Below are 20,694 nucleotides of genomic sequence, written 5' to 3'. Positions count from 1 at the left end.
GCTTGCCATCGTCTCATCACTATGTTATTCCGGGAGTAGGCATAACAAAGTTATTCAGAAGGAGGTTCCACCGATGGGCAACACGTTCCTCCAGGGGCACTACGCACCGGTGAGCGAGGAAGTCACCCGGCACGACCTCGACGTCACCGGCACGATCCCGGACCACCTCGACGGCCGCTACCTGCGCAACGGCCCCAATCCGATCGGTGAACTCGACCCGGACACCTACAACTGGTTCATGGGCGACGGCATGGTCCACGGCGTGCGGCTGCGCGACGGGCGAGCCGAGTGGTACCGCAACCGGTGGGTGCGCGGGCCCCGCGCGGCGGCACTACTCGGTGAACCCCCGCCGAGAGCGCGGCGCCGCAGCGGCATGGAGATCATCGGCGCGAACACCAACATCATCGGACACGCGGGCAAACTGGTCGCGCTGGTCGAGGCGGGCAACGCCAACTACGAGCTCACCGGTGACCTCGGCACCGCGGGGCCGTGCGACTTCGACGGAACGGTGCGCGGCGGCTTCACCGCCCACCCCAAGCACGACCCGGCGACCGGCGAACTGCACGCCGTCTCCTACCACTTCGGGATGGGCGGCCGGGTGCGCTACGACGTCATCGGCGCCGACGGCCGCGCTGTGCGCAGCGAGGACATCGACGTGGGCGGTAGCCCGATGATGCACGACTTCTCGCTGACCGCGAACCACGTCGTGCTCTACGACCTTCCCGTGACGTTCGACGCGGCCCAGGCAGCCGAGCTGGCCGTGCCCTGGCCGGTGCGCACGCCGGTCCGGCTGCTGCTGTCGGCCCTGATCGGCCGGGTCCGCGTGCCGGACCCGCTCACCGCGTGGCTGCGCCGGGGCGTGCGGGCGGCGGGCCCGTACCCGTACTGCTGGAACCCGCACCGCCCGGCCCGGGTCGGAGTCCTGCGCAGGAACGGCACGGGCGGGGTGCGCTGGTTCGACATCCCGCCCTGCTACGTCTTTCACACGGCCAACGCCTACGACGACGGCGACACCATCGTGCTCGACCTCGTGCGGCATCCCAAGGTGTTCGACGTCGACCGCACCGGCCCCGCCGAAGGCGACCCGACGCTGGAGCGCTGGCGAATCGACCTCCGCACCGAGGTGGTGACGCAGGACCGGCTGTGCGACCGGCCGCAGGAGTTCCCCCGCATCGACGAACGCAGGACGGGACTGCGCCACCGCTTCGGCTACGTCGTCCAGCCCGACGAGGGCGCGCTGCTCAAGCACGACCTGCACTCGGCAGGCACACGGGTGCGGCGGTTCGGTGCGGGCCGCGTCCCCGGCGAGTTCGTCTTCGAGCCGCGCCACCCCGGCGCCGCCGAGGACGACGGCGTGCTCATGGGATTCGTCTACGACGCCGCGACCGACCGCAGCGACCTGATGCTGCTCGACGCGGAAACCCTCGACACGGTGGCGGCCGTCCACTTGCCACAGCGGGTGCCCGCGGGCTTCCACGGCAACTGGGTCCCCACCGAGCCGGAGCTTTGATCGCGTTCGCCGTCGTGGCTACCGTGACCGCTGCGCACCACTCCCGTTCCCGAGGAAGGCAGGCGTGATGAGCTCGACCGCAGCGTTCTACCGGCCCCGTCCCGGCACGGTCCTGGACGTCGACCGCGCGTTCTACGACCGCCTCGCCGCCGACACCGACGGCAGGCAGCCCCTCGAACGGTTCGTCGTGCCGATCCGCTCCGGGTATGCCTGGGAGGTCCCGGCCGGGTCACTGTGCCGGATCGTCACCACGCGGGAGGGACCGCAGTGCGGCGACTTCAACGTCTGGAACCGGCACAACCCGCGGGAACGGCTGTGGACGTCACGAACCCGGCAGCTCCAGGGCACTCACGTCTCCCGGCACGACCGGCTGTGGTCCACCCTGCCGTACCTGCGGCCGCTGCTGACGATCACTCGCGACACCCTGGACTGGTACGGCACCGACTCCGACGGCGGCCGGGTCCACGACCTGCTCGGCGCGCGCTGTGACCCGTACGTCAACCGGGTCCTCACCGGTGAGGACTTCGATTTCCACTGCCACTCGAACCTCACCCGCGCCGTCCTGCCGTACGGGTTGACCGAGTTCGACGTCCACGACGTGTGGAACATCTTCGCCGTGACCGGCATCAACCCCGACGGCGGCTACTTCATGAAGGGCTCCCCGGCGCGGGCCGGTGACTTCGTGGAGTTCTTCGCCGAGCAGGACCTGCTGTGCGCGATGTCGACCTGCCCCGCGGGCGACCTGTCCGTGCCACTGTGGGGGCCGGACGCCCGCGACCCGATCGACGTCTGCCGCCCGCTCGCCGTCGAGCTCTACCGGCCCGACCCCGCGCTGACGGCGAGCTGGACCCCACCGTCCACCGCGCCCTACGGCGGAGGCCACGGCCTGCGGCGACCCGCGTGGCCGGACGCGGCGGACGGCTGAGCCGCTCGGTGCCGATCAGATGAGGCCGAGGGCGAGCATCGCGTCCGCCACCCTGGTGTAGGCGTCGATGTTCGCCCCGGCCACGTAGTCGCCCGGCATGCCGTACTCGTCGGCGGTCTCCAGGCACCGCGCGTGGACGTCCCGCATGATCGCTTCGAGGCGGTCCTCGGTGTGCTCGAACGACCACGAGTCGCGCGAGGCGTTCTGCTGCATCTCCAGCGCCGAGGTCGCGACCCCGCCCGCGTTGGCCGCCTTGCCGGGCCCGAACGCGACTCCGGCCTCCTGGAACAGCCGCACCCCTTCGGGCGTGGTCGGCATGTTCGCGCCCTCGGCGACCACGGTGCAGCCGTTCCGGATCAGGCGCTCGGCCTCCTTACCGGTGATCTCGTTCTGCGTGGCGCAGGGCAGGGCGACGTCGCAGGGCACGTCCCACACCTGCTCCCCCGCCACGAACCGGGCGTGGGAGACGCGGTCGGCGTAGGCGGAGAGGCGCTCCCGCCGGACCTCCTTGATCTCCTTCAGCAGCTCGATGTCGACGCCCTTCTCGTCGACGAGGTAGCCGCTGGAATCCGAGCAGGCCACCACGCGGCCACCGAGCTGGTGCACCTTCTCGATCGCGTAGATGGCGACATTGCCCGAGCCGGACACCACGGCCGTCTTGCCCGCGAACGAGTCGCCCCGCGCGGCCAGCATCTCGTTGACGAAGAACGCCGTGCCGTAGCCGGTGGCCTCCGTACGCACCCGCGCGCCGCCGTAAATCAGGCCCTTGCCGGTCAGCACGCCCGACTCGTAGCGGTTGGTGATGCGCTTGTACTGGCCGAACAGGTAGCCGATCTCCCGGCCACCGACCCCGGCGTCACCGGCGGGCACGTCGGTGTACTCGCCGACGTGCCGCCACAGCTCGGTCATGAAGCTCTGGCAGAACCGCATGATCTCGCGGTCGGACCTGCCCTTGGGGTCGAAGTCCGAGCCACCCTTGCCGCCCCCGATCGGCAGGCCGGTGAGGGCGTTCTTGAAGATCTGCTCGAAGCCCAGGAACTTGACGATGCCCAGATACACCGAGGGATGGAACCGCAGTCCGCCCTTGTAGGGTCCGAGCGCGCTGTTGAACTCCACCCGGAAGCCCCGGTTGATGTGGATCTCGCCCGAGTCGTCCTCCCACGGCACGCGGAAGATGATCTGGCGCTCGGGCTCGCAGATACGGGAAACGATCTTGGCGTCCGCGTACTGGGGATGCTTGCCCACGGCGGGTCCGATGCTCTCCAGCACCTCGCGCACGGCCTGGTGAAACTCGATCTCACCGGGGTTGCGGCCCAGCACCTCCGCGTAGACCTTCTCCAACCGTTCGTGCAGTGGCACCCGCGCCTCCCGAGGTGAGATCGGCCAACAGCCGTGTGTCGCTTCCTCGACCATCCTGACCGCGCTCCGGGCCGTGGACCAGCGGATACCCGGTGAGATCGGCCACGGCGAGGCCGTCGCTTGGTCGTCGGCGCGCTCGGTCGGGCTGGCGGACGCGGCTTTCTCGCCCACTCGGGTTCGCCTGTTTCGGGTTTTCCGGCACTGTCGGAGTGCTGTGGCACGCTGTGCTCGTCACCAGAGGTGGTCAGGAATCGAGAAGCGCGGTCAGCGAAGCGCACCTAGCGTTGCCATGGTGTCCGGTGACGACGCTGACCACGCTGACCACGCCGACCACGCCGACCACGCCACTGCCCAGAGCCACGCCCGCCAGGGCGGCACCGCCGTGCTCACAGAGGAGACACGATCAGCATGACGACGAGGACGGAGACGCGCTCGCCCGCCCCGCATGTCGCCGACAGTCACGACGTGATCCGGGTGCGGGGCGCCCGCGTGAACAATCTCGCCGACGTCGACGTCGAGCTGCCGAAGCGCAGGCTGACGGTGTTCACCGGGATCTCCGGCTCCGGCAAGAGCTCGCTGGTGTTCGGCACGATCGCCGCCGAGTCCCAGCGGATGATCAACGAGACCTACAGTGCCTTCCTCCAGGGCTTCATGCCGACGCTCGCGCGCCCCGACGTCGACCTGCTGGACGGGCTCACGACGGCGATCATCGTCGACCAGGAGCGGATGGGGGCCAACGCCCGATCGACGGTCGGCACCGCCACCGACACGGGCGCGCTGTTGCGCATCCTGTTCAGCAGGCTCGGGCAGCCGCACATCGGCTCGCCCCAGGCGTTCTCCTTCAACGTCGCCTCGATCAGCGGTGCGGGCGCGGTGACGATGGAGCGCGGCGGCAGGGCCGTGAAGGAGCGGCGTGACTTCGCGGTCGTCGGCGGCATGTGCCCGCGCTGCGAGGGTATGGGCAGCGTGACCGACTTCGACCGGTCGCAGCTCTACGACGACAGCAAGTCGCTCGCCGAGGGCGCGCTGACCATCCCCGGCTACAGCATGGACGGCTGGTACGGCCGCATCTTCATGGGCTCGGGTTTCCTCGACCCGGACAAACCCATCCGCGACTACAGCAAGAGGGAACTCGACAACCTGCTCTACCGGGAACCCACCAAGGTCAAGGTCGACAACGTCAACGTCACCTACGAGGGCCTGATCCCCCGCATCCAGAAGTCGTTCCTGTCGAAGGACCGCGAGGCCATGCAGCCCCATATCCGGGCGTTCGTGGATCGCGCGGTCACCTTCACCACCTGTCCCGAGTGCGGCGGAACCCGGCTCAGCGAGGCCGCCCGCTCCTCGAAGATCGACGGAATCAGCATCGCCGACGCCAGCGCGATGCAGATCAGCGACCTCGCCGAGTGGGTTCGCGGGCTGGACAAACCGGGTGTCGCACCGCTGCTGACCGCGCTGTCGGACACCCTCGACTCGTTCGTGGAGATCGGGCTCGGCTACCTCTCGCTCGACCGGCCCGCGGGCACGCTGTCGGGCGGTGAGGCGCAGCGCACCAAGATGATCCGCCACCTCGGTTCCTCGCTCACCGACGTCACCTACGTCTTCGACGAGCCCACCATCGGCCTGCATCCCCACGACATCGAACGGATGAACAACCTGCTGCTGCGCCTGCGGGACAAGGGCAACACGGTGCTCGTGGTGGAGCACAAACCGGAGACCATCGCGATCGCCGACCACGTCGTCGACCTCGGCCCTGGCGCTGGCACCGCGGGCGGCACGATCTGTTTCGAGGGCAGCGTCGAGAGCCTGCGCACCAGCGACACCCTGACCGGCCGCCATCTCGACGACCGCGCCGCGCTCAAGGACTCGGTGCGCACGGCCACGGGCGCGCTGGAGGTGCGCGGCGCGAACGCCCACAACCTGCGCGACGTCGACGTCGACATCCCGCTGGGGGTGCTCGTCGCGGTGACCGGGGTGGCCGGATCGGGTAAGAGCTCACTGATCAACGGCTCGGTCTCGGGCTCCGACGGCGTGGTCACCGTCGACCAGGGCGCCATTCGTGGCTCCCGGCGCAGCAACCCCGCGACCTACACGGGACTGCTCGACCCGATCCGCAAGGCGTTCGCCAAGGCCAACGGCGTGAAACCCGCGCTGTTCAGCGCCAACTCCGAGGGCGCCTGCCCCAGCTGCAACGGCGCCGGTGTGGTCTACCTGGACCTGGCGATGATGGCGGGTGTCGCCACCACGTGTGAGGAGTGCGAGGGCAAGCGGTTCCAGTCCTCCGTGCTGGAGCACCGGCTCGGCGGGCGCGACATCAGCGAAGTACTCGGGATGTCGGTGGCCGAGGCCGAGCGGTTCTTCGGCGAGGGTGAGGCCCGCACCCCGGCCGCGCACAAGATCCTGCGGCGGCTCGACGACGTCGGGCTCGGATATCTCAGCCTGGGGCAGCCGCTCACGACCCTGTCCGGCGGTGAGCGGCAACGGCTCAAGCTGGCCACCCACATGGGCGACAAGGGCGGCGTCTACATCCTCGACGAGCCGACCACCGGTCTGCACCTCGCCGACGTCGAGCACCTGCTCGCCCTGCTCGACCGCCTCGTCGACTCAGGCAAGTCGGTCATCGTGATCGAACACCACCAGGCCGTCATGGCGCACGCCGACTGGATCATCGACCTCGGTCCCGGCGCGGGCCACGACGGCGGCAAGGTCGTCTTCGAGGGCACACCCGCCGACCTCGTCGCGGCCCGCTCCACCCTCACCGGGGAGCACCTCGCGGCCTATGTCGGAGCCACCGCGGGCTGAGCGGCTGAGGACGCCGAGTCGGCTGAGGACCCAGGGCCGTTCCGTCTCACTCGAGGTGAGCGAGCACGTTGATCACCGTGCCCCCGGGGTCCTCGACGAAGAAGCGACGCACTCCCCATGCTTCGTTCGTCAGCGGGTAAACCACTCGCAGGCCGAGTTCCCGCACGGCGGCGTGGGCGGCGTCCACGGCAGCCGGATCACCGACGTCGACCCCGAAGTGTGGCTCGGGCTCTCCCGCTGTCCTCGGCTGGACGATGAGCTGCGCCGTCGGGTTGGCCGGTGAGGTGAGCCCGAGCACGGGATCGCGCATGGCGACGTCGAGCCCGAGCACGCCGACGTAGAACTCGCGGGACGCGTCGAGGTCGGTCGTTCGGGCATAGGGCACGATCCTGGTCACTGCCACCGGGGCCTCCTTGACGGGCGGGATGCGATGTTGGTGTCGGCCCAGCCTGCCCGCCCGCCCACCGGCGGTCTTGAACGAACGCGAAACGGTTCACCACGCCAGCGGCACGTGGTTGAGCTGCTCGCCTCGCCGGCGCACATAGTCGACCGGGGTGAGCCCGCTGTGGGCGCGGAACTCGCGAACGAGATGGGCCTGATCGCTGTAGCCGTGTTCCAGCGCGAACGCGGACCAGTCGGGCGTCTGACCGCCCAGCTTCCCGAGTGCCACGCGAAAGCGCCGTAGCCGCTGGTAGACCTTGGGAGGCAGCCCCACTTCGCTGCGAAACACCTGCTCGACCCGCCGTGCGGTCCAGCCCAAGTGTTCGGCGAGGTCACCGATACCGTGCCGCCCCGGTGTCGCGGACAGGCACGCGGTCGCGCGGACGGCCAACCGGTGCGGGGTCCGCCCGGACCGGGCCACGCGGTCGTGCAGTACGTGTTCGAGCGTCCGCAACCGGGCCACGGGACCGGGCGCGGCGAGCAGCCGTTCGCGCAGCAGCGAAGCGTCGGCGCCCCAGAGCTCGTCCAACCCGACATGGCGGTTGCGAAGCTCGTGCAACGACGCGCCGACCAGCGACCGCGCCGCTCCGGGCCGGAGCACCACACCGACCACCTGCGAGCGCCGCTCGGGCCGCAACACGTACGCACGCTGGTACGGGCCCGCCAGGACCGCCCCCGGGTAGTGCTCGCGGCCTTCGTCGCCACCGGGCAGCCAGAACCGGTCGGCGCTCAGATTGACCACGAGTTCGACGTCCCCGGTCGGCAGTCGCAGTTGCGGCTCCGGGCGCACGTCCTCGCCGGAGTGCCACCAGATCGACTTCACGACCGTCGCCAGCAGATTCACGGCGGCCCACTGTACCGATTCCGGTCTCGACGGGCAGGTCGCCGCGCTGGCGGCTTGCCCGACGGCCCGCCACCGGGGTCCGGGCACGAGCGCCGGGCGCCCTGCGGGATATCGTGCGCATGTCCGACGCACGGCAGAGGGGAGCGGCACCGTGTCCATCCGGGTACTGGCGCGGACCCTGCGCGGGCTGGAGGACGTCGCCGCCCGGGAGATCACCGCGCGGGGGCTCGGCCGGGTCGAGCTCACCCGTCACCGTGAGGTGTGGTTCACCACCGACCGTCCCGGAGCCCGGTTGCTGGACCTGCGCACCGCCGACGACGTGTTCCTGCTGGCCGCCGCCGTCGACGGTGTCGGTCACACGAAACCGGACCTGGCCCGGGTGACCGAGGCCGCCCGGACGATCGCACCCCGGGAGCTGCTAAGGCTGCGAGGCCGTTGCGGCGGCGCCGGCACCGCGACGGGTGTGGACGTGGCCGCGTCCTTTCTCGGCAAGCGCAACTACAACCGCTACGACCTCGAGGACACGGTCGGCACCGAGATCGCGACCGCGCTCGCCCTGCCCTACCACTCGCGGCGTGGGGGAAGCGCGCCGCCGGAAGGAACCCTGTCGTTCCGGGTCACCGTCGAGGACACCCGGGCGGCGCTGGCCCTGCGCATCGGCGACCGGCCGCTGCACCGCCGCGACTACAAACAGGCATCGACACCGGGCACGCTGCACCCGCCGCTGGCCGCCGCGATGGCGCTGCTGGCGGGGATCGAGCCCGGGCACACCGTGCTCGATCCCTGCTGTGGCACGGGAACCCTCCTCATCGAGACCGCTCATTTCGTTCCCGGGGCACGCCTGCTCGGCGCCGACCACGACCCCCGCGCACTGGCCGCGGCCACGGGCAATGCCACCACCGCCACAGCCACCGCCACGGAGGCGAGGTGGCTGCGCGCCGACGCGGGCCGGATGCCGGTCGGCACGGGTGTGGTGGACCGGCTCGTCAGCAACCCACCGTGGGAGCGTCAGGTCGCCGGTCGGGGTGCGCTGGCCGCGCGCCCCGACCGGCTCTACCGCGAGATCCGGCGCGTGCTGTCCCCCACCGGCACAGCGGTGCTGTTGCTGCACGACGCGCAGGCGCAGTGCGCCGCCGCGACGGCCGCCGGGCTGCGCGTGCGCGAGACCCGCACGCTGAGCCTGTTCGGCACCCACCCGTCGATCGTGACGCTCACCGGCTAGGCGCCTCAGGCGAGTTCGCTGTCCTTGATGTCGGCGAGCGGGGCGAGCAACTCGACGAGTGCTCGCGGTGCGGGCCCGCGCCCGTCCCGCGCGGTCCGCACCCAGTCCCGGTCGGTGAGCGCGGCCTTGCCCAGACTCACCACATCCGCCCCACCGGAGCGCAGGACGGCGCGAGCCTTCTCCGCGTCACCCAGACCCCCGTTCGCCAGCACCGGCACACCGCTGTGCTGTCGCGCGTGCTCGGCGAGGGTCTCGCGACCGTCGTCGAACGCCGCCGCCGTCGCATCCGGCTCGGTCGTGTGGACGTAGTGCGGTCCGACCTGGCCGAGCCCCGAGAAGACGATCTCGGCGTCCTTGCTCCGCCCCGCCCAGCGGTGTTCAAGATCGCCCACTTTGGTCTGGGAAATGCGGATACCCACCGTGGTCTCGGAACCCACGGCCTGCAGGACGTCGTCGCAGATCTCCGCGGCCAGGCGGAGCCGGTTCTCCACGCCGCCGCCGTAGTGATCGGTTCGCTGGTTGGTGTAGTCGGTGAGGAACTGGTCGAGCAGGTATCCGTTGGCGCCGTGCAGTTCCACGCCGTCGAAGCCGGCCTCGACCGCGCGTCGCGCCGCGGCGACGAAGCCCCGCCGGACCTCGGCGATCTCGGCGAGAGTCAACGCCCTGGGCGTCGGAAACCTCCCGCTGCCCCGGTAGGTGGGCAACTGTTCTCCGCGCGGGGCGATCGCGGACGGACCCACGGTGTGCTCGCGATGGTCGTTGCTCTGGGCCTGGCCGCCGGCGTGCATGAGCTGGGCCACGATCGCGCCACCGGCCTCGTGGACGGCGTCGACGACCGGGCGCCACGCACGCGCCTGGGCCGCCGTGGCCAGCCCGGGCTGGTTGCGGTACCCCTGGCTGTACTGGTCGTCCGGATAGACACCCTCGGTGATGACGAGGCCGAACCCACCACGCGCGAACCGCGCGTAGTAGGCGGCCATCCGGCGGGTCGCCCGGCCGTCGCCGGTGGCACTGATCCTGGTCATGGGCGCCACCGCGACCCGGTTGGGCAGGGAGAGGCGGCCGAGGCCGACGGGCGTGAGCAGCGGGTCGGGGACGCTCATCGGGCGATCGCGATCGCGTCGATCTCCACCAGCCAGTCGGGCTGGGCGAGACCGGCCACCTGCACCAACGTGTCGGCGGGGTAGGGCCTCGTGAAGTACTCCTCGCGCAGCGCGACGATCCGGTCGAGGTAGCTCATGTCGGTCACCATGATCGTCACCTTCACGACGTCGGCGAGGCTGCCACCACCCTGCTCCAGCACGGTCGCGAGGTTGTGCAGCGCACGACGTGCCTGCGCGTCGAAGTCACCCGCGCCGACGGTGCGGCCGTGCTCGTCGATGCCGGCCTGCCCGGAGACGAACACGAGTCCGCCAGCCTTGATCGCCAGCGAGATGCGGTAGGGCTCGTACCAATCGGGATCGTGGCTTACACGCTGAATCGCACTCATGCGGGAAGCCTCTACCGCACAGGCCACTCGAACAAGTACTGTCTTTTTTTACCCGTACTATCAGTTTGTATAGTCACCAGTTCAAGGAGCTCGCATGCGTCCTCGTCTCGACGACCTGGCCGACGACTGCACGGTCGAGGCGGCCATGGAGGTCATCGGCGGGAAGTGGAAACTCGTCATCCTGCGCCATCTGCTGGACGGCACCAAGCGGTTCGGCGAGCTCGACAGGGCGTTGCCCGGGATCACCCCTCGCATGCTGACCCGGCAGCTCCGCGAGCTGGAGGCCGACCGCCTGGTACTGCGCACCGTGTACCCGCAGGTACCGCCCAAAGTGGAGTACTCCGTGACCGAGATCGGGCAGAGTCTGCGCACCCTCGTGGACCAGCTCGAACAGTGGGGGCACTTCTACCGGCGATCCCTCACTTGAGACCCACCGGCTCCCGGCGCGGCTACGCCGGGCCCGGAGTGGTCGGCGCATCCGCGAACTGGCCAGGCTGGCGGCCCGCACCCGCGGGACCGCGGTATGCCTGTGCGATCTCCAGCCAGTGTGCGGCGTGCTCACCGGTGGCCACCAGCGACAGGTCCGCATGGTGCCGACGTCGGGCGGCCAGCAGGCACAGATCCAGCGCGGGGCCCTCGATGCGCTGCGGAGCGTCCGGCGGACCGAACGTCCACAAAGTACCTGACGGTGCGGTCAGCTCGAACCGGAAGTCGTCTTCGGGCGGCGTCTCCTGCCGTGCGAGGTAGCCGAAGTGCCGGGTGTGGACGACGAACCCGACGAGCGGGGCGATCCGGTCGGTGCGCTCGAGGGGCTTGCCCAGCGCGTCGGCGATGTCCTGGCCGTGGGCGAACAGCTCCATCATGCCCCCGCTGGCCAGCACGGCAGGCGGCAGCGGGTTGACCAGCCATGGCACCTCCTCGCCCTCCGGCACCGCCGCGAGTGCGTCGGCCGCCCTGAGCAGCTCGTCGTACCAGCGGTCGACCAGCTCGTCGGTCGGCAACGCGAGGTATGGCCGCATCACGGCGGCGACCTCGTCCTCAAGGTCGGGCTTCGCGTTCCGCATGACCTCCGCGAAGGCGGGTGGGTCGGAGGCCGCCAGCCAGGCCCGCTGGAAGGTCGCGGCCAGGTGAGCCACCTGGTCGGCGACCGTCCACCCCGGCGCGGGGGTCGGGCTCGCCCAACCTGCCGCGTCGAGGCCGGACAACAGGTGCTGGACCTTCACCCCGTCTGCCTTCATCGCCGAGGTCACGGCCAGTGTGTCGTTCATTCGAATGCCCTCTCGCTCGTGCGGTTGCTCACTCCTGTGTGGACAGCACGGCGAACACCACCGGTGCCGCCGAGCCGTTGACGGTGGTCTTCCAGGTGGCCACTCGCACGTCGCCCGCCGACAGCACCACCCAGCCGTCCTCGTGGGCCCGGTACACGGTCAGGGTCCGGTCGGTGATCCCGGCCTTGCGCAGGCACTCCAGCGCCGACCAGAGCCGGGTACCGGCCGCGTCGGCGTCCTCGCCGCACTCCGCCGCCACCACGTCGCGGACATCGCCGAGCGCGTCCCCGAGCAGCCCGGCCCAGTCCGCGGCGCTGCGCTGCGCCACCGCCTCGACGTCACAGCCGAGCCTGCCGTCACCGGCCACCGCGAGCGTCACACCGGCACCGTGGGAGGCCGACATCGTGGCGCCGTCGACCTCCGGCCTGCCGTCCGGCCGGTACCGCACCGACACCGGGCGACCGAGACAGCGGCTGACCGCCAGCTCCGTCTGCGCACGCCGGTCGGCGGGGACGCCCGGTACCGGATCCGGCTCGACGACGACCGCGCGGGAGCCGCCGAGCACCCGCTCCAGCGCCCGCTCCAGGTAGCCGCTGAGCATCGCGGGAACCCACGGTCCCGAGCCGTCCTGGTGCTGCACCGCCCGCAACGTCAGCCCCTGCCAGCGCTCGACCACCCGGCCGGAGGGGTTCAGCACGTCGATGTCGTACACGTAGCTGTCCCCGTCCCGCGCCCGCTCCCTCGCGTCCAGGACCACGAACTCGGTGTCCTGGTCGGCCGGGTCCGCCAGGAACAGCTTCTCCACACTCTGCGGCAGCAGCGTCGCGTCCGGGACGCAGCACTGCAGGGCGTGCATCACGGCGTCGCGCGTACCTGGGTTCGCCAGGAGCTGGGTCTGCGGCAGGTAGGCGGCGAACCACGGTGCCGGTGTGGTGGTCGACAGCTCCGCGACCGCGTGCCGGGCACTCGCCCTCCGGTAGCCGAGCAGGCGCTGGAACCGTTTGCCCTGGAACATCACCGTGCCGTAGAGCTCGGTGATCGGATCGACCGGCACCAGCGGAAGCCGGGTGGCCTCCGTTCCGGCTTCGTCGCCGGGCAGCGGCTCCCGGGGCAGCCGGACGGTGGCGCGGAAGTGGTCGGCACCGAACGCGGTGTCCTTGGTGCGCAGTGCCACCGTAACCGTCTCGGTGTCGTGGACCAGCGCCGCCAACCGCACCGACGTCGCCGCGCCGGGGCGGGCCACGATCGGCCGCAGGAACTCGACGTTCTCCAGCACCGGGGTGCCGGTTCGGCCGAGCACGGCCGTCGCCACCTGCGTCATCGCCTCCATGCCCAGCACCGCGGGGAACAGCAGGTCGCCGTCCAGCGAGTGATCGGACAGGTAGGGGTCGCTCCCGGGCGACAGCTCCACCTCGGTGATCAGCTCGACGTGCGGGTAGTGAACCAGCACCCGGTCGACGAAGCGGGTCAGCGGAAGCTCCTGGGTGGAGTCGAGAGGCAGCGTGGGCAGGCCGCCCATCCGGCCGGTGATCGTCACGATGGGCCCGGCCGACGGATCGGCCAGCACCTGGCGCAACACCCGCACCCCGTCCTCAACGGAGATCGGGGTGATGCCGTCGCGCATGAGTGCCTCGACCACGCCGAGCCGCTCGCCCATCCCGGCGCCCGACCACACCGACCACTCCATCGCCAGGACCCGCGCCTGTGGGTGCGCGCGCTGGAACTCGGCGGCCAGTTCGCTCATCCAGTCGTTGGCGGTCGAGTAGTGCGCCTCGCCGCGCAGTCCGGCCCGGCCGATGATGCTGCCGAAGGTCACCAGCAGCTTGATCCGGTTTTCCTCCACCGCGTCGAGGACCGAGCGGAGTCCGGTGATCTTGACTGCGAGTGTCTGGTGGAACCGCTCTTCGGTCAGGGTGGCGAGCGCGGCGGGTTCGTTGCGGCCCGCACCGTGCATCACCGCGGTGATCGGGCCGAGTTCGGCGCCGAACCGCGCCACGGCGGCGGCGACCTGTTCGGGGTCGGTGACGTCGGCGCGCTCGTAGTGGCAGGACACTCCCGCGGCGGCCATCCTGGCCAGGTTGGCCGAGATCTCGTCGTCGCGGTCGGGGTCGTCCCTGCCGATCAGCGCGAGGCTGGCACCCGAGTCCTTCGCCATGACCAGCGCACACTCGGCCGTGATCCCCTTGGCACCTCCGGTCACCAGAAGGACGTCGGAGGAGTCGAGCGGTGTGCCGGTCCCCGGCTCCGCCGACGGCGGCAGGACTCGAAGCAGCGGTTCCGTTCGCCCGCCGTCGGCGTCGTACCGGACCTCGCGAAACGACGTGGTGGCGGTGGTCTCGGTGACCACTCGCCGCACGGCCTCGTCCACCGCGGCCTCGGTCGAGGGGGCGACGTCCGCCAGCGTGACGATCGTGGTCGGTACCTCGGCGGCCTCCAGGAACGCGGTCCTGGCCAGCCCGGAGGCTCCGAACCGGTGCTGGACGACGACGAAGCGCGTGCCCGGCGCCGCGGCCGTGGCGGCCTTGCCCGCCGCAAGGAACAGCTCGACGTGCTCCTGCCCGCTGTCCGGCAGGCACAGCAGCACGCCGTGACCGAGACCGGCATGCGACAGCGCGGTGCGCAGCCGTTCGGCGAGCGGGTGGCCGTCCGGGGCGAACACCTGCCAGGTTCGGGCCGGGCCGGTACCGACCTGGACGTCCGGCGGGCTCACCGCCACGTGCTCCACGGCGAACGGGCGCACCCACTGCCCGATACCGGCCACCTCGTTGCCGCCACCCTGCCCTTCGCCCTGCGCGGACTCGGCCAGCTCGTCGATCAGCCCGGCGATCTCGCCCAGAGTGGCGGTGGCGAAGTTGGTGGTCGCCTCCAGCGGGGGCAGGCCGAGCTGCCGCGTGGTGTCGTTGACGAGCTGGCCCACGGTGATCGAACTGAGGTGCAGGTTGTCGAGCGGGTGGGTGGCCGCGGTGACGGCCTCCAACGGCAGCTCGACCCGCTGGGCGGCCAGCCTGCGCAGCAGGTCGAGCGTCGACATCTCGGTGTCACCGGGCTCGGCCACGGCCGCCCCGTCGGTGACGGTCCCGGACGGGAGTGCATTGTCGGCGGAAATGGTCTGTCCGACCGCGAACTCGGGCGCTGTCTCGCAGGGGTTCGTGAGGAAGGTGAATCCGCCGTCCGAGGGCAGCGGTCGCAGCATTCTGCCCGCGAACAACGCCTCCGTGTCGACCCCGGCGCCGAGGGTGAAGGCGGCGCCGAGCACCGACAGCAGCGGCGAGAGCGACCGGCTGTCGGTGTCGACCGAGAGCACCGGCGTGTCCGGTGCGATGTCACGCAGCAGTCCCGCGAGCACCCTGCCCGGGCCGAGTTCGACGGCCAGATCCGCTCCGGCGGTGGCTTCCGCGGCGGCCTCGTGGAACCGCACGGGGTTCGAGATCTGGTCCCGCAGCAGCGTCCGGAGGTCGGTGTCCGGATCGAGCGGCTTTCCGGTCACCGACGACACCACGGCGCGGGCCGGGCGCAGGAAGGTGAACTCACCGAGCCGGCGCTCCATCGCGGCGCAGGCCGGCCGGACCAGCGGCGAGTGGAAGGCGTGCGAGACGTTGATCCGGTTCGCGGTGATCCCCTCGGCGCGCGCTCGCTCGCACACCCGGTCCACGGCGTCGCTCTCACCGGCGATCACTGTCTGGTTCGGACCGTTGTACCCCGCGATGACCACCTGTTCGTCACCGAACAGTCGTTCGGCTCCGTCCGGATCGGTGGCCAGGCCCGCCATCGCGCCCCCGCCCTGGCTCGCGTCGGCCATGACCTCACCACGCACCGTGGCCAGCCGTAGCACGTCGTCGGTGTCCAGGGCACCGGCCCAGGCCAGCGCGGTCAGCTCGCCGAGGCTGTGGCCGACCGCGATGTCGGCGCCGACCCCCAGCGCGTGCAGCACCCGCAGCGCCGCGACCGAGCCCGCGACGATGCGCGGCTGCGCCACCTGGGTGGCGACCTGGTCACCACCGTCCGGCACGCCCGCCCGCTCGAACACGGCCTGCGCGGCGGCGAACCGGCGGCGAAGCGCGCCGACCGATCCCTGCCCGGAACCCTGGCCGGGGAACAGGAAGGCGATCCTCGGGGCCGCCGCCCGGTCGCCGAGGAAGATCCCGTCCGCGGTGAACACGCTGCGCTCACCGCCGTCGAGCGCGGCCAGCAGCCTGCCGAGCTTCGCGACGGCGTCATCGGGGCCGGTGGTCACGATGGCCGCTCGCACCGGAGCGCCCGACAGCTGTTCGGCCAGTGTTCCGGCCAGGTCGGAGACCTCGGCGAACGACAGCACGGACGCCAGCTCGATCAGGCCGGCGACCCGCTCGCGCAGCGCGGCGTGGTCGGGGGCGTCGAGCAGCAGAAGTTCGGCGTCCTGCCTCCCGGACGTCAGCGTCACCGCGCGCGCGGGCAGCTCCGTGTGCCGGGTCGCTCCCGGCGCCTGTTCGAGCGCGATGTGCGTGTTGATGCCACCGAAACCCATCGCCGACACCCCGGCCCGGATCGGCCGGTCCGCGGGCCAGAGTCCCGGCTCGCGCGGGACGTACAGGGCCGGCAGTTCTCCGGTGAGTTTCGGGTGGGGCTCGTTGTGCCCGGTCGCGGGCGGGATGACCTGGTGGTGGACCGACAACGCCGCCTTGATCAGTCCGCCGACACCGGCCGCGGCCTTGGTGTGGCCGAAGTTGCCCTTGACCGAACTGATCGCGGCGGGCGCGGCGGCCGGGTCGGCATCGCGCAGCGCCGAGCCGATCGCGTCGAGTTCCGTGGCGTCGCCGAGCGCGGTGCCGGTGCCGTGGCCTTCGAAGTATCCGACGGTCTGGACGCCGTAACCGGCTCGGGCGTAGGCGCGGCTGAGGGCGAGCCGGTGCCCTCCGGCCTCCGGGCGCGTGATGCCGCCCTTGCCGTCCGACGAGATACCCCAACCGGTGATCGAGGCGTACACGCGCAGTCCGCGGTCCAAAGCCTCGGACTCGCGCATCAGCACGACGACGGCCGCGCCCTCGCCCGGCCAGAAACCGTTGGAGTCGCTGTCGTAGACCTTCATCTCGTCCGTGGCCAGCGCACCGGTCTTGGCGAAACCGATGACCTCGAACGGATCGATCGACAGATCCACACCTCCGGCCAGGCAGACGTCGAGGTCGCCGTCGGTCAGTGCCTTGGCCGCGGTGGCGACCGAGATCAGCGACGACGAGCAGGCACCGTCGACGGTGTAGCCGCCGCCGCGAAGGTCGAAGTAGTTGCAGGTTCGGCCCGCGATGGTGTTGGAGAGCCCGCCCGCAAGGGTGTCCTCGTCCACGGGTGGGAACGGGGCCTTGTACACCGGTTCGAGGTCACGCAGGAAAGCACCGGTCTCGTCGTCGTCCCAACCCTTGGCGGTCAGCGCGGCGGCGAGAGTGCGCCGGACGTAGGGCCAGCGCAGCCGCATCAGGTTGGCGCGGGAGAACTCACCGGTCAGGCTGTTGCCGAAGACCACACCGGTCGTCTCCCTTGGCAGGCCCTCGGCATCGGGGAAGCCGGCGTCGGCCAGCGCCGCCGCCGCGACGTCCAGCGCCAGCCAGTGCGTGAGATCCGTCGACCGGAAGGTGCTGCCCGCGACCTTGTACTTGAGCCGATCGAACTGGTAGTCCCGCAGCACGGCCGCTTTCTGGGTGTAGAAGCGGTCCGTCGCGTTCGGATCCGGCGAATAGTAGTCCGCGTGGTTCATCCGCTCGTCGGGCAGCCTGCGGAAGGCACGTCGCCCGGCAAGGACGTTGTCCCAGAGGTCCTTGGTGCTGGCGGCGTCGGGGTAACGAAGCCCGATGCCCACGATCGCGATCCGCTCGGTGCTCAAACCTGTACCGCCTCTTCGACGCGATTTTTTGGTTCACTGTCGAGTGTGCAGCCGCACTGGGCGCAGACCTTCTCTTCGGGTGCCGATCCGGCGGTTTCTTCGATACGGCCCTCGTCACGGGACACCGCATTGCGGGAGATGCGGCCGTTCTCATTCCGCGCCGACGATTGCCGTCGGGCCACGACACCGTTTTGCGGACAACAGATCCGGCTCCTGGTGGCGTGCCACGGCGGCGTCTTTCGGAAATGCTTTTGCCGACGCAGGAGTGTGAACAGTGACTGAGGTTGCGGAGTACCGACCATGAGCGCCGTCGGCGGCCGGGTGCCTCCGGGCCCACCCCGCCGGGAGGCACCACGCATTCTGCGCCAGCTTCGCGCCGACCGGCTCGGCCTGATGAGCGAGGCGGTCCGCGAGTACGGCGACGCGGTGCGGGTGGCGATCGGCCCGAAGCAGCTCTACATCTTCAACCATCCCGACCACGCCAAGCACGTGCTCGCCGACAACGCGGCGAACTACCACAAGGGCATCGGCTACACCGAGGCCAAACGTGCGCTGGGCGACGGCCTGCTGACCAGTGAGGGCGCGCTGTGGAAGGAACAGCGCCGCACCATCCAGCCGGTGTTCCAGCACAAGCGGATCGCCGCGCGGGCCGACGTGATCATCGAGGAGGCGCTGGAGCTCGTCGAGCGGTTGCGTGCCCATCGGGGCACCGGAGTGCCGGTGAACGTTCTGACCGAGGTCACCGCGCTCACGCTGGGCGTGCTGGGCAGCACGCTGATGGACACCGACCTCGGGGCGTTCGACTCGGTCGAGAGTTCGTTCGAGGCCGTCCAGGACCAGGCGATGTTCGAGATGGAGACCCTGGGCCTGGTGCCGCGATGGTTGCCGCTGCGCGGGCAGCGTTCGTTCCGCAGGGCCCGCGCCCAGCTGGAGCGGGTCGTGAACGAACTGGTGGCGCGGCGGAATGCCCAGCCTTCCGGGACCGGCGACGACGTGCTGACCCGGCTCATCGCCTCCACCGCCAAGGAGCCCGACCGGAGGGTCGCCGACCGCCGCATGCGCGACGAACTGGTGACGCTGCTGCTGGCGGGGCACGAGACGACCGCGAGCACGGTGGGCTGGACCCTGCACCTGGTCGGGCGCCATCCCCGCGTCCGGGAGCGCCTGCACGAGGAGGCCGTGGCCGTCTTCGGCGGGCGGCGACCGACCTATGCGGACCTTCCCCGGCTGCGCTACACGAACATGGTGCTGCAGGAGGCGATGCGGCTCTACCCGCCGGTCTGGATTCTTCCCCGCAGGGCGGTGGCCGACGACGTGATCGGCGACTACCGCGTGCCCGCCGGTGCGGAGGTGCTGATCTGCCCCTACACCCTGCACCGCCACCCGCGCTACTGGCCGGAGCCCGAACGCTTCGATCCCGAACGGTTCGACCCCGACGTACCGGCCGACCGCGCCCGGTACGCCCACATCCCGTTCGGGGCCGGTCCACGGTTCTGCGTCGGCAACCATCTCGGGATGATGGAGGCCACGTTCGTGCTTTCCCTGCTGATGCGGGACCTCCTGCTGGTGGAGCAGCCCGGGCACCGGATCAGGCCGGAACCGATGATGTCGCTGCGCCTCGGCGGCGGGCTCCCCATGACAGTCCACGACCCGACCCCGGCCGACGACGTCTCGGCCTGAGCCCGCCACGCACGGAAAGGGTGGCCCCATGAGCGAGCGCACCGAGAACCGGGACGTCCGGCCCGGCCGGCATCCCCGGGCGGCGGAGTTCACGACACTGCGTGCCGCCATCGCCGACGAGCGGGTCCGTGACCTGTTCACGTTCGAGTTCCTCGCGGCGAACGAGACGTTCGCCCGGCTCGTCGACACGACCGCCCACGGCATCCTCGCGTCGATCGGCGCGCTGCCACCGGCCAACGGCGTGACTGTGCAGCAGGTCCGGCGGCAACTGTCGATTCCGTGGCGCCGGACGGTGCCGCTGCGGTTCATGTACGAGCGGCTCGCGGACACGGGCGTCCTCGCCAGGCGGGGGGAGCACTACCTTCCCGGTGCTGCCGTGGTGGAGGAGTTCGACACCGTCGCGGCGGAACTCGCGGCCCGCGCACCCGGAGCCGAGGTCGCCGCCGAGATCCTGCGCACGCTGGCTGACGGGGCGGATCGCTACTTCCGGGGCGAGGCGAGCGGCGACGAGATCCTGTTCGCTCCCGACGCGCTGCCGCTCTGGTTGCGCTACTTCTCCAACGACAACCTCCTGTACGCCATCAACAACACGGTCGGCGCCGAGGCGCTCTCCCGTCTCGCTCCCGTGTCGGGCGGCGATTTCGCGATCCTCGAGATCGGTGGTGGCTGTGGCAGCGCCGCCGAGCAGGCGCTGCGGTCACTCGGCTCCGCCGTCTCGCACTACCGCTTTACCGAGGTGGCGGAAACGTTCGCCCGGCACGGTGAGCGGGCGGCGAAGGCCGCCGCGTCCGCGTCGACGACGGTGGAGTCCGCCAGGCTGGACATGACCGTGCCGTGGGCCGCCCAGGGGGTCGAGCCGGGCACGTTCGACGTGGTTTACTCCGTCAACTGCTTTCACGTGGCACCGGACCTCGACTTCGTCGTGACCGAGGCCGCCAGGGCGCTCAAACCGGGCGGCGCGGTCGTGGTCTCCGAATGCGTGCGTCCCACCAAACTCGCCCGGCCGATCCACGCGGAACTCATCTTCGACTTCCTGGACAGCTTCACCGACGTGGTCACCGACCCGGTGCGGCGGCCGACGCACGGCTTCCTGACACCCGCGGCCTGGCGCGCCACCTTCGAGGCCGTGGGCCTCGGTGACGTGACGATCCTCCCGGACGTCGATGGCGTGGCCGAGCACTACCCGGACTTCGTCGTGGGGGCCGTGATCGCGAGGCCGGAGGATCGCGGCTGACGAACGGCAAGTCTCCCCCGCGGATTCCGCATTTGTGAAGCTATTTCAGCATAGGCACCGCACCATACT

At 70.8% G+C, this 20,694-nt stretch carries 14 protein-coding genes; 7 read left to right on the top strand and 7 right to left on the bottom strand.

All coding sequences use genetic code 11. From position 1 onward, the window contains the following. The first annotated feature begins 73 nt into the window (after positions 1–73). Together FFT09_RS12510 and FFT09_RS12505 are read left to right on the top strand one after the other, a co-directional pair. Complete coding sequence (locus FFT09_RS12510; protein WP_138382808.1) at positions 74–1,510, top strand: carotenoid oxygenase family protein; 1,437 nt, start codon at positions 74–76, stop codon at positions 1,508–1,510. Between the two features lie 67 nt (positions 1,511–1,577). After that, entirely contained in the window at positions 1,578–2,435 is an 858-nt protein-coding gene (locus FFT09_RS12505; RefSeq protein WP_081191593.1) for an urea carboxylase-associated family protein, read from the top strand. Between the two features lie 15 nt (positions 2,436–2,450). Here FFT09_RS12505 and gdhA read toward each other — a convergent pair whose 3' ends face one another. Beyond that, entirely contained in the window at positions 2,451–3,794 is a 1,344-nt protein-coding gene (gene gdhA, locus FFT09_RS12500; RefSeq protein ID WP_081192331.1) for an NADP-specific glutamate dehydrogenase, read from the bottom strand. Positions 3,795–4,202: 408 nt separating this feature from the next. Here gdhA and FFT09_RS12495 point away from each other — a divergent pair, with 408 nt between their 5' ends. Beyond that, on the top strand, positions 4,203–6,596 hold the full coding sequence (locus FFT09_RS12495) for an ATP-binding cassette domain-containing protein (RefSeq protein ID WP_425273055.1): 2,394 nt from the start codon (positions 4,203–4,205) through the stop codon (positions 6,594–6,596). Positions 6,597–6,642: 46 nt separating this feature from the next. Here FFT09_RS12495 and FFT09_RS12490 read toward each other — a convergent pair whose 3' ends face one another. After that, positions 6,643–6,999 (bottom strand): VOC family protein, encoded by a 357-nt coding sequence (locus FFT09_RS12490; protein WP_024875055.1) that lies wholly within the window; start codon positions 6,997–6,999, stop codon positions 6,643–6,645. A 90-nt stretch (positions 7,000–7,089) separates the two neighbouring features. Next, a complete protein-coding gene (locus tag FFT09_RS12485) occupies positions 7,090–7,881 on the bottom strand; it encodes a helix-turn-helix domain-containing protein (protein WP_167305371.1) in 792 nt (263 codons plus the stop codon). Positions 7,882–8,032: 151 nt separating this feature from the next. Between FFT09_RS12485 and FFT09_RS12480 the strand changes: the two genes are divergently transcribed. Further along, entirely contained in the window at positions 8,033–9,103 is a 1,071-nt protein-coding gene (locus FFT09_RS12480; RefSeq protein ID WP_244231343.1) for a methyltransferase domain-containing protein, read from the top strand. A gap of 5 nt (positions 9,104–9,108) precedes the next feature. Here FFT09_RS12480 and FFT09_RS12475 read toward each other — a convergent pair whose 3' ends face one another. Together FFT09_RS12475 and FFT09_RS12470 are read right to left on the bottom strand one after the other, a co-directional pair. After that, a complete protein-coding gene (locus FFT09_RS12475) occupies positions 9,109–10,206 on the bottom strand; it encodes an oxidoreductase (RefSeq protein WP_081191595.1) in 1,098 nt (365 codons plus the stop codon). Then, positions 10,203–10,592 carry a RidA family protein gene (locus FFT09_RS12470; protein ID WP_081191596.1) on the bottom strand — a complete coding sequence of 130 codons (390 nt, stop codon included), beginning with the start codon at positions 10,590–10,592 and terminating at the stop codon, positions 10,203–10,205. The genes FFT09_RS12475 and FFT09_RS12470 overlap by 4 nt, the downstream gene beginning before the upstream one ends. 94 nt (positions 10,593–10,686) lie before the next feature. Here FFT09_RS12470 and FFT09_RS12465 point away from each other — a divergent pair, with 94 nt between their 5' ends. Next, the gene (locus FFT09_RS12465) at positions 10,687–11,019 is read left to right on the top strand and encodes a winged helix-turn-helix transcriptional regulator (RefSeq protein WP_081191597.1); all 333 of its coding nucleotides are present in this window, start codon (positions 10,687–10,689) and stop codon (positions 11,017–11,019) included. A 22-nt stretch (positions 11,020–11,041) separates the two neighbouring features. Here the strand turns inward: FFT09_RS12465 and FFT09_RS12460 are convergent, their stop codons facing one another. Together FFT09_RS12460 and FFT09_RS12455 are read right to left on the bottom strand one after the other, a co-directional pair. Continuing rightward, a complete protein-coding gene (locus FFT09_RS12460) occupies positions 11,042–11,860 on the bottom strand; it encodes a TIGR03084 family metal-binding protein (protein WP_138382804.1) in 819 nt (272 codons plus the stop codon). A 28-nt stretch (positions 11,861–11,888) separates the two neighbouring features. Next, the gene (locus FFT09_RS12455; RefSeq protein WP_138382802.1) at positions 11,889–17,711 is read right to left on the bottom strand and encodes a type I polyketide synthase; all 5,823 of its coding nucleotides are present in this window, start codon (positions 17,709–17,711) and stop codon (positions 11,889–11,891) included. A 300-nt stretch (positions 17,712–18,011) separates the two neighbouring features. Here FFT09_RS12455 and FFT09_RS12450 point away from each other — a divergent pair, with 300 nt between their 5' ends. Together FFT09_RS12450 and FFT09_RS12445 are read left to right on the top strand one after the other, a co-directional pair. Further along, positions 18,012–19,391, top strand: coding sequence for a cytochrome P450 (locus tag FFT09_RS12450; RefSeq protein WP_081191600.1), 1,380 nt, complete (start codon positions 18,012–18,014; stop codon positions 19,389–19,391). 28 nt (positions 19,392–19,419) lie between these two features. Further along, positions 19,420–20,625 (top strand): class I SAM-dependent methyltransferase, encoded by a 1,206-nt coding sequence (locus FFT09_RS12445; RefSeq protein ID WP_138382800.1) that lies wholly within the window; start codon positions 19,420–19,422, stop codon positions 20,623–20,625. The last annotated feature ends 69 nt before the right edge of the window (positions 20,626–20,694 follow it).

The sequence above is a fragment of the Saccharomonospora piscinae genome, assembly GCF_005862235.1.
GTDB classification, from domain to species: Bacteria; Actinomycetota; Actinomycetes; order Mycobacteriales; family Pseudonocardiaceae; genus Saccharomonospora; species Saccharomonospora piscinae.
The sequence above is the reverse complement of the archived record's forward strand: the minus strand, read 5'-3'. Positions and strand labels throughout refer to the sequence as shown.

What these genes read in the sequence shown, in the direction of transcription:
- FFT09_RS12510 (WP_138382808.1), top strand. Translation starts at nt 74, where the DNA reads ATGGGCAACACGTTCCTCCAGGGGCACTACGCACCGGTGAGCGAGGAA.
- FFT09_RS12505 (WP_081191593.1), top strand. Translation starts at nt 1,578, where the DNA reads ATGAGCTCGACCGCAGCGTTCTACCGGCCCCGTCCCGGCACGGTCCTG.
- FFT09_RS12495 (WP_425273055.1), top strand. Translation starts at nt 4,203, where the DNA reads ATGACGACGAGGACGGAGACGCGCTCGCCCGCCCCGCATGTCGCCGAC.
- FFT09_RS12475 (WP_081191595.1), bottom strand. Translation starts at nt 10,206, where the DNA reads ATGAGCGTCCCCGACCCGCTGCTCACGCCCGTCGGCCTCGGCCGCCTC.
- FFT09_RS12470 (WP_081191596.1), bottom strand. Translation starts at nt 10,592, where the DNA reads ATGAGTGCGATTCAGCGTGTAAGCCACGATCCCGATTGGTACGAGCCC.
- FFT09_RS12465 (WP_081191597.1), top strand. Translation starts at nt 10,687, where the DNA reads ATGCGTCCTCGTCTCGACGACCTGGCCGACGACTGCACGGTCGAGGCG.
- FFT09_RS12460 (WP_138382804.1), bottom strand. Translation starts at nt 11,860, where the DNA reads ATGAACGACACACTGGCCGTGACCTCGGCGATGAAGGCAGACGGGGTG.
- FFT09_RS12450 (WP_081191600.1), top strand. Translation starts at nt 18,012, where the DNA reads ATGAGCGCCGTCGGCGGCCGGGTGCCTCCGGGCCCACCCCGCCGGGAG.
- FFT09_RS12445 (WP_138382800.1), top strand. Translation starts at nt 19,420, where the DNA reads ATGAGCGAGCGCACCGAGAACCGGGACGTCCGGCCCGGCCGGCATCCC.